This window comes from Stenotrophomonas sp. SPM, assembly GCF_003105135.1.
In the GTDB taxonomy this organism is placed as follows: Bacteria; Pseudomonadota; Gammaproteobacteria; order Xanthomonadales; family Xanthomonadaceae; genus Stenotrophomonas.
Genome location: NZ_QETL01000138.1, coordinates 1 through 8,628, shown reverse-complemented (window position 1 = coordinate 8,628; position 8,628 = coordinate 1). Strand labels below are relative to the sequence as shown.

Below are 8,628 nucleotides of genomic sequence, written 5' to 3'. Positions count from 1 at the left end.
AATGGCTGCACCACTACAACTGGCACCGTCCCCATATGGGGATCGGCGGCCAGCCACCTATCTCCAGAGTGCCGCTGAACAACGTAGTGGGTTTACACAACTAGCAGTCGACGCTACCCCCGGCGTTTCGTACGCCGCCGGTTCCGGGCAGTGCGCCCTTGCGGCTCACGCCCGGTCCAGCCAATCCGGGGCGATGCCCTGCGCTTTCTGCCAGCGGCGCAGCAACGTGCCGCGCGGCACGAGGTAGCGCTCTTCCAGCGTGCGCACCCGCCGGATGCGGTCCAGGCGGAAATGGCGGAAATCCTCGCGGCCCTCGCACCACGCCGCCAACACCACCACCTCATCGAAGTAGCCCAGCGCGAACGGCCAGACCACGCGCTCGGTGCGCTGCCCCTGCGCATCTTCATAGGCAAACTGCAGCCGCTGCTGCGCCCCCACGGCTTCGCGCACCGCCTGCAGCCGCACCGCCGGCACCGTCGCTCTGGCCTTCGAGGGACCGATGCGCAGGCCGCTGTCGCGCAGCGCTTCACGGCGTGCGGCGGGCAGTACATGGGCGATGCGTGCCAGGGCATCACGGGCGGCATCAGCCAACGCCGGCTCGGTGCGCGCGGCCACCCAGCGCAGCCCCAGCACCAGCGCATCAATCTCGGCCGGCGGCAGCGTCATCGGTGGCAGCACGTCACCGGGTATCAACTGGTAACCCACGCCGGCCTCGCCGCGCAGGTCGGCGCCCTGCGCGCGCAGGGTCTCGATGTCGCGGTACAGCGTTCGCAGGCTGATGCCCAGTGCTTCGGCCAGGGTCTGCCCGGCCACCGGCCGGCGGTGCCGGCGCAGCAGCTGCAGCAGCTGGGTCAGGCGCAACGCACGCGACATCAGCCGGCCAGCGCGCTGGACGCCACCACATGCTCGCCCGGCGGCGGTGCCAGTGCGGCATCCACAAGCGCCCTGGCAATGCGGCTGGCCGGATTGATCCGCCAGGCCAGCGGCAGCACCGGCCCGAGCACGCCCAGCACCTGCAGGGCGAAGTGCTCGCCGCGACGCACCTGCTGCCGCTGCCCGCCAATCAGGCCCGGCCGCACCAGGGTCAGCGAGGCGAAGCCCAGTGCGCGCAGGTCGCGCTCCAGCTCGCCTTTGACCCGGTTGTAGAAGATGGCCGAACCCGCGTTGGCGCCGGCGGCGGAGTTCAGCACGAAGGCACGCGCACCCTGGGTTCGGGCCAGGCGGGCGAAGGCCAGCGGGTAATCGTGGTCGATGCGATGGAAGGCCTCGCGGCTGCCCGCCTGGGCCATCGTGCTGCCCAGCGCGCAGATCACTGCATCCACCTGCGCCCAGTCCGGTGCATCGGGCAGGGCGTCGAACTGCAGCACCGGGGCATGCAGTTTCGGATGGCTCAGGCCCAGCGGGCGCCGGGTCGGGGCCACCACCGCGCGGCACAGCGGGTCATCCAGCAGCATCGGCAGGGCCAGCCCGCCGACCAGGCCGGTCGCCCCCAGCAACATCACGCGCATACCCACCTCTCCTACGGCATCCTGTCGTCCATCGTAGCCGTTCAAGCCGTCGGCGGCCGCGCCGATATGCTGTCACCAGTCCCTGCCAGCCCCAGGATTTTTTGCCATGACGGACCAGCCCGACCACCGCCCTGCCCCCGGTACCGCCCTGGGACCGCCGGCGCACGTGCGTGCGGTGTCCGACGATGGCCGCGGTGACCGGGTGGTCCTGCAGGGCGGCACGGCCGTGGCGCTGCAGCAGCTGTTCGCCGGCGCCGATGCGCCCGAGCCGCTGCTGGCCGCCTTCGCCAATGGCATGGCCACCCTGCCCGGCGAGCTGGGCGACATGGGTGACCGCCTGCAGTCGGCCCAGGCCAGCGCCGACTGGCCGCGCTACGGTCGGGCAATGCGGCAGCTGATCGACAAGTACATCCGCACCATCGAGCAGCACTCGCCCGATGGCCAGCCCGACAGCCTGCGCCTGTCCGAACAGCTGCGCCTGCTGCTGGGTGGCGCGGTGGTGTCGCTGCTGCTGCACGACCCGGACCTGCGCGAGCAGGCCCAGGCGCTGGCCGGAAAGCTGCGGCAATGGCAGCCCGGTGCACCGCTGGAGCCCATCGAACAGGGCGTGCGCGAGCTGGGCCACCAGGTAGGCGTGCGTGCGGAAAGCTGGCAGGAACAGCAGGCCCTGCTGCTGGAACTGTTCGCCCTACTGCTGGAGAACGTCAGCGAGCTGCTGGATGACCGCAGCTGGCTGCAAGGCCAGATCGCCGCGGTACGCCAGCTGCTGGCCGGCCCGCTGGAAGCGGAGTCGGTCGAGCGCACGCGCGCCGAGCTGCGCGAGGTGATCTACAAGCAGGGGCTGCTGCGCCAGGGCATCGATGATTCAAAGGCGGCGATGCGCGGCCTGATGGGCGAGTTCATCGAGCGCATGGATGGCATGGCCGCCAGCACCGGGGAATACCACGACCGCATCGGCACCTATGCCCTGCAGCTGCGCGAGGCACGCAGCATCGCCGACCTCAACCAGCTGCTGCAGGAAGTGATGCATGACACCGGCAAGGTACAGCAGCAGGCCGCACAGGCGCGCGACCACCTGGCCAGTGCGCGGCAGGAAGTGGAGCGCGCCGAGCGGCGCATCAGCGAACTGGAGCAGGAACTGCGCGAGGCCGGCGACCTGGCCCGCATCGATCCGCTGACCCAGGCACTGAACCGCCGTGGCCTGGACGAGATGCTGCAGCGGGAAATGGCCCGCGCGGCGCGCAACAACACGCCGCTGGGCCTGGCGGTAATCGACCTGGATGACTTCCACCAGACCAACGATGCCCACGGCCATGCCGGTGGCGATGCGCTGCTGCAGCACCTGGTGTCGACCTGCCGGCTGCTGCTGCGCGCCACTGATGGCGTCGCCCGCCTCGGCGGTGATGAATTCGTGCTGCTGCTGCCGGAAACCCCGGGCGCCGACAGCATGGCCACGGTGCAGCGCCTGCAGCGTTCACTGGCCCATCGCGTGCTGACCGTGCAGGACAAGCGCGTACCGGTGCACTTCAGCGCCGGCCTGGCGCAGTGGCAGCCCGGCGATGATGCCGAGGCCCTGCTGCGACGCGCAGATGAGGCGCTGTACGTGGCCAAGCGCCAGGGCAAGAGCCGGGTGCAGGCGGGGTAGTCCGCTCCGCCGGGCATGGCCCGGCGGCGGCGGTTGGTGGGTGCCGACCGTTGGTCGGCACGCCCTTCAATGCAGCCGAGCATGGGCTCGGCTCTACAGCTTCCCGCGCAGCTTCTGGATGCCGGTCACTGCGGCCAGCACGATCGCACCGGCAACGATGCCGACCACCATGTTCGCTGCGGCACTGATCAGCCAGCCCCACTGCCCTTCGCCACCGAAGCCCTGCACCGCGTGATGCAGCGCCGGCACGTTGTGCACGAGGATGCCGCCACCGACCAGGAACATGGCGATGGTGCCGGCCACCGACAGGAACTTCATCAGCCACGGCGCGGACACCACCAGGCCACGACCAAACGCAGCCACCGCCCCGCCCTTGCGCGACAGGTACAGGCCCACGTCATCCAGCTTCACGATGCCGGCCACCAGCCCGTAGACGAACACCGTCATCGCCACGGCCACCACGGCCAGCGTCACGAGCTGCTGGGTGAAGGCCGCGGTGGCGACCACGCCCAGGGTCAGCACGATGATCTCGGCCGACAGAATGAAGTCGGTGCGGATGGCACCCTTCACCTTGTCCTTCTCCCACGCCACCATGTCCACCTGCGCATCGGCCAGCGCCTTGCGCCGCTCGGCCTGGTGCCCGGCGTCCTCATCGGCCGAGTGCAGGAAGCGGTGCGCCAGCTTCTCCACGCCTTCAAAGCACAGGAAGGCGCCGCCGATCATCATCAGCGGCACGATCAGCGGCACGTTCCAGCCGCGGCTGTGCAGCCAGGCTTCCAGCGCGCTGATCGCCAGCGCCGCCGGCACCAGGATCACCTTGTTCACCAGCGACCCCTTGGCCACCGCCCACACCACTGGCAGTTCGCGGTTGGCGTTGACGCCGGTCACCTGCTGCGCGTTCAGCGCCAGGTCGTCGCCCAGGACGCCGGCGGTTTTCTTCGCGGCGACCTTGGTGAGGATCGAGACGTCGTCGAGCAGGGTGGCGATATCGTCGAGCAGGGCAAACAGGCTGGCACCGGCCATGGTGGATCCAAAGAGGGGATGGGCGGATTCTGACTGATCCGGTGCCTGCTGCGGTAGCGGGTTCACTGCGTGCCTACCGTCCCCCGGCCACACTGCAGGGCCACGGTAGTGCCGGCCGCTGGCCGGCCGCCGCACCACCCCTGTCTTGCCTGCATGGGAGTTCCGCTTGAGCAATCCGTCCACCGCCACGGCCAATCCCCCGCTGGTCAAGGGCATGAACCGGCGCAGCCAGATCCTGCGCCTGCTGATGCGCTACCGCCATTCGGGCGTTTTTTCCGGGATGAACCTGGAAGCCTCCGGCCCCCACACCGATATCCCGGCCGACGGGAACCCTGACCAGTTCGTCAGCGACCTGGAGGCACTGGGGCCGACGTTCGTCAAGCTTGGGCAGATGCTCTCCACGCGCCCGGACATGATCCCGGCCGAGTTCGCCACGGCCTTGGAACGCATGCAGGAGAATGTGGCGCCCATCCCGGTCGAGCGCATCCATGCCGTCATCGAGCAGGAACTGGGCGCCGGGGTCAACAAGCTGTTTGCTTCGTTCGACCCAGAGCCGTTGGGCTGCGCCTCGATCGCTCAGGTTCACCGCGCGGTCCTGCACGACGGACGACTGGTGGCGGTCAAGGTGCAGAAGCCGGAGGTCGCCGCGCAGCTGCGTTCGGACCTTGATGCGCTGCGCAGCTTCGCCCTGGCCGCCGACCATCTCACCCAGGTTGGCCGCCGAGTACGCCTGCGCGACTGGCTCAATGAGTTCGGCAAGACGCTGATGCAGGAGTTGGACTACCGCACCGAGGCGGAGAATCTGGCCCGCTTCGGCCGCCACCTCTCGCCCTTCAAGCGGTTGTGGGTGCCCCAGCCGCTGTGGGATTACTGCAGCCAGCGCGTATTGACGATGGAACTGGTCAACGGCGTTCGCGTCGATGCAATCCCCGCCGTGCGCCGTACCGAGCAGCCGATGGACCCCCTGGCTGCCGCGCTGATCCGGGGCTATCTGGACCAGATCTTCGTGCATGGCGAGATCCATGCCGATCCGCATCCCGGCAACCTGCGGGTGACGCCCGATGGCCGCCTCGCGATCTTCGACCTGGGCATGGTCGCGCACATGCCGCCGCGCCTTCGCGAGCGCATGCTGAAGATCCTGTTCGCTGCCGTGGATGGACGAGGCGAGGAGGTGGCCGACGACCTGATCAGCATCAGTACACGCCTGGAGTCATTTGACGAGGAGCGCTACCTGCGTGAGACCGGGCAACTGATTGCCCGATATGCGGCCAGCGGCAGCTTCACCGAGGGCAAGGTGGTGTTGGACATGGTGCGCATCGCCACCGCCTGCGGCCTGCGCACACCGCCGGAACTGAGCCTGATGGGCAAGGCGCTGCTGAACCTGGAGAGCGTCTGCCTGCTGCTGGCACCGGAACTGGACACCCGCCGCATCGTCGAACGACAGCTGCAGCACGTGATGCGGGCACGCCTGAAGAAGTCACTCTCGATGCCCAACCTGGCAAGCGAGGCGATGGAGCTGCAGCAGCTGCTGCGCGATGGGCCGCGCAAGCTGACCGACATCATGGCGTTGCTGGCCGAGAACCGCCTGCAGATGAAGGTGACCGGCCTGGAAGAATCGCGGCTGATGGAAAACCTGCAGAAGATCGCCAACCGCGTGGCGGCCGGCATCATCAGTGCAGCGCTGATCATGGCCGCCTCGCTGATGATGAAGCTGGAGAGCGGCTGGCACAGCTTCGGCTACCCGGCCATCGCGCTGTTCCTGATGCTGATCGGCGTCGTGCTCGGACTGGGCATCGTGACCAGTGCATTGCTGTTCGATCGGCGTGCACGTGCGCGCGAGGAACGCGGGCATCGTTGAAGAAGCGGGAAATCACGCCGTTTTTTAATGAAATCGCGTCGCGGGTTTCACGCTGGTTTTACTTGAAACGCGCGATTTCACCTCATGTAACAAACAAACATTTCAGTCAGGTTCGTGCATGCACTATCGGGTCATCAGCCTGTCATGCACGTGTGCTTGAGGCAGCGCTGGTCGGATGGACACGCGTCGGTACGACGTCCATCACCACCTCCCGTCACTGCCGAAGCCGCTTATGCTCTGGATCCTGCTGCTGTCGCTGTTGCTGTTGGCCTGGCTGTTCCTCGCCTCCGATAAATGGGTGTGGTGGAAAGCGAGCACGTTCTCGCTGCTGCTGCTCTCCCTCAGCACGTGGTGGTTGATCGACAAGCTGTCCGGGGATGGCCTGAATGCCGCAACGCTCTACCACCTGGGCGCCGACATGGAAGGCGCCGGCATCGCGGACTTCAAGGGCTATATCGCCGGCTACATCGCGCTTGTCCTGGTGTCGCTGCTGCCGCTGTTTGCCACGCGGGTGAAGCGCTGGCGTCGTCCGGGAGGCGGTGGCGCATGGTTCGCCGGCTTCGCGGTGATGTGGATCACCACGATCATGATCAGCCCGCTGGCACGTGATGGCCAGCGCCTGTACCAGCAGCTGCGCCCGGTCGATTTCGCCCGCATCGCGCCGGAGTATCAGGTGCCGACGCAGCCGCTGCAGCGCCCGCGCAACATCGTCTGGATATACGGCGAAAGCCTGGAACGCACCTATCTGGACGAAAACGTGTTCCCGGGCCTGATGCCCAACATCAACCGTCTCACCAGCCAGTCGCTGGACGTGCGCGGGCTGGCCTCGGCCGAAGGCAGCGGCTGGACCATCGCCGGGCTGGTGTCGTCGATGTGCGGCGTGCCGCTGACCACCTCGCAGGGCGATGAAAACAGCATGGACCGCATGGGCACGTTCCTGCCCAAGGCCGTGTGCCTGGGCGACTACCTCAAGCAGCAGGGTTACACGAATCATTACCTGGGCGGTGCCAGCGGCCGCTTCGCCGGCAAGGGCCAGTTCCTGGCCAGCCACGGTTTCGATGAAGTGCACGATCTGGAATGGTTCAAGCAGCAGAAGAAGATCGGCCGCGCGCATTACTCGCCGTGGGGCGTGCATGACGACGTGCTGCTGGACACCGCCTACCAGCGTTTCGAACAGCTCTCGCGCAAGGGCGAGCCGTTCATGCTGACCACGCTGACCATGGACACCCACCACCCGGCCGGCCATCTGCCGGTGGCGTGCAAAGGCCAGCGCTATGAAAGCAAGTACGGCAACATCAACATGCTCAATGCACTGAAGTGCAGCGACCGGCTGATCTCGCAGCTGGTGCAGCGCATCCAGGCCAGCCCCTATGGCAAGGACACGCTGATCGTGATCGCCTCGGACCATCTGGCGATGCCCAACGACCTCACCGACATCCTGACGAAACAGAAGCGCGAGAACCTGCTGCTGTTCCTCGGCGATGGCATTGCCCCGCAGCAGCTGAAGGCCGACGCAGGCACCACGCTGGATTCGGGTGCGACCCTGCTCAACCTGCTGGACCCGCAGCTGAAGACGATGGGCTTCGGTCGTTCGCTGATCGACACCCAGCGCGCGCCCAGCGCCAGCGTGGCGACCCAGCGCGATGGCGGCCGCGATTATCCGCAGTACCTGGCCTTCGCCCGCTCGTTGTGGCTGGGCGAGCCGACCCGCGAACTGAAGATCGATGGAGATGACCAGGTGGTGGTCGGCCTGCAGCACGTGCAGCCGCCGGTGCTGCTGGAGTACGACAAGGACTGGGGCCTGAAGTCGGTATATCTGGAAAACACCTCGCGCCAGTTCGACGATGCCGACCCGGACAACACGCTGGCCTATGTGGATCGCTGCACGGCGTTCGAGGACGGCTCGGCCGACGGCGACTGGTGCGCGCTGCTGGTGAACCGCGACAACGGCATCAAGTTGTTCCGCGATGACGACCTGCGTGGCGGCATCGCGGTGGATGCACCGCTGGAATCGTTCCAGGGCCCGCGCCCGAGCGTGCGCCAGGCGCACATGATCACCCAGAAGGGCCGCCGCACCCGTGCGGGCCAGTACATGCTGGAACTGGTGGCGAGCCAACGCCCGGACCGCGGTTTCTGGATCGAGGCGGTGTCGTCGCAGCGCAAGGTGGTGCTGGCCCAGCAGTGGGTGCAGCCGGATGCGGACGGCAAGATCAACGTCTCGTTCGGGCTGGACCACGAGGTGGATGATCTGGAGATCCGGGCGTGGTTGAACCATGCCGAGAAGCTGGCGGTGGATACGTTTGCGTTGGTGCCGTCGCGCGCACGACCGCGGGGGTAAAGGGTTTTTCTTCTGCAGGGCTTGCAGCCCTGCACCCGCAGAAGCAACGGCAAGGGCAACGGCAACGGCAACGACGGGCATTCCGTGGGATGGCGGGGCACTGTGGGTTTGCGCGGACGCCGTAAATACGTCCCTGTAGGCTTGGTCGCCGCTTGCTCGTGTGCGCTGTCCTGCGCACACGGCAAGACCGGGGTTGGGCGTCCTGCCCAACCCGCCCGAGGCATGCCTCGGGCCCATGCGGCTCACACCCCGCAAA

At 67.3% G+C, this 8,628-nt stretch carries 6 protein-coding genes and 1 pseudogene; 4 read left to right on the top strand and 3 right to left on the bottom strand.

Going from position 1 to position 8,628, the window contains the following annotated elements; all coding sequences use genetic code 11:
• Positions 1-104: pseudogene (locus DCO49_RS18450) on the top strand (IS481 family transposase); the annotation flags it as partial.
• 61 nt (positions 105-165) lie between these two features.
• On the opposite strand, the gene DCO49_RS18445 reads toward DCO49_RS18450, so the two are convergent.
• Positions 166-873 (bottom strand): YafY family protein, encoded by a 708-nt coding sequence (locus tag DCO49_RS18445; protein WP_116865236.1) that lies wholly within the window; start codon positions 871-873, stop codon positions 166-168.
• Complete coding sequence (locus tag DCO49_RS18440) at positions 873-1,508, bottom strand: NAD-dependent dehydratase (RefSeq protein WP_116865235.1); 636 nt, start codon at positions 1,506-1,508, stop codon at positions 873-875. Before DCO49_RS18440 ends, DCO49_RS18445 begins: the two co-directional genes overlap by 1 nt.
• Positions 1,509-1,614: 106 nt before the next feature.
• On the opposite strand from DCO49_RS18440, the gene DCO49_RS18435 reads away from it, so the two are divergent.
• Positions 1,615-3,153 carry a GGDEF domain-containing protein gene (locus DCO49_RS18435; RefSeq protein ID WP_116865234.1) on the top strand — a complete coding sequence of 513 codons (1,539 nt, stop codon included), beginning with the start codon at positions 1,615-1,617 and terminating at the stop codon, positions 3,151-3,153.
• Between the two features lie 93 nt (positions 3,154-3,246).
• Here DCO49_RS18435 and DCO49_RS18430 read toward each other — a convergent pair whose 3' ends face one another.
• Complete coding sequence (locus DCO49_RS18430) at positions 3,247-4,176, bottom strand: DUF808 domain-containing protein (protein WP_116865233.1); 930 nt, start codon at positions 4,174-4,176, stop codon at positions 3,247-3,249.
• A 214-nt stretch (positions 4,177-4,390) separates the two neighbouring features.
• On the opposite strand from DCO49_RS18430, the gene DCO49_RS18425 reads away from it, so the two are divergent.
• Complete coding sequence (locus DCO49_RS18425) at positions 4,391-6,034, top strand: AarF/UbiB family protein (RefSeq protein WP_243402776.1); 1,644 nt, start codon at positions 4,391-4,393, stop codon at positions 6,032-6,034.
• A 232-nt stretch (positions 6,035-6,266) separates the two neighbouring features.
• A complete protein-coding gene (locus DCO49_RS18420) occupies positions 6,267-8,372 on the top strand; it encodes a phosphoglycerol transferase I (protein WP_116865231.1) in 2,106 nt (701 codons plus the stop codon).
• The last annotated feature ends 256 nt before the right edge of the window (positions 8,373-8,628 follow it).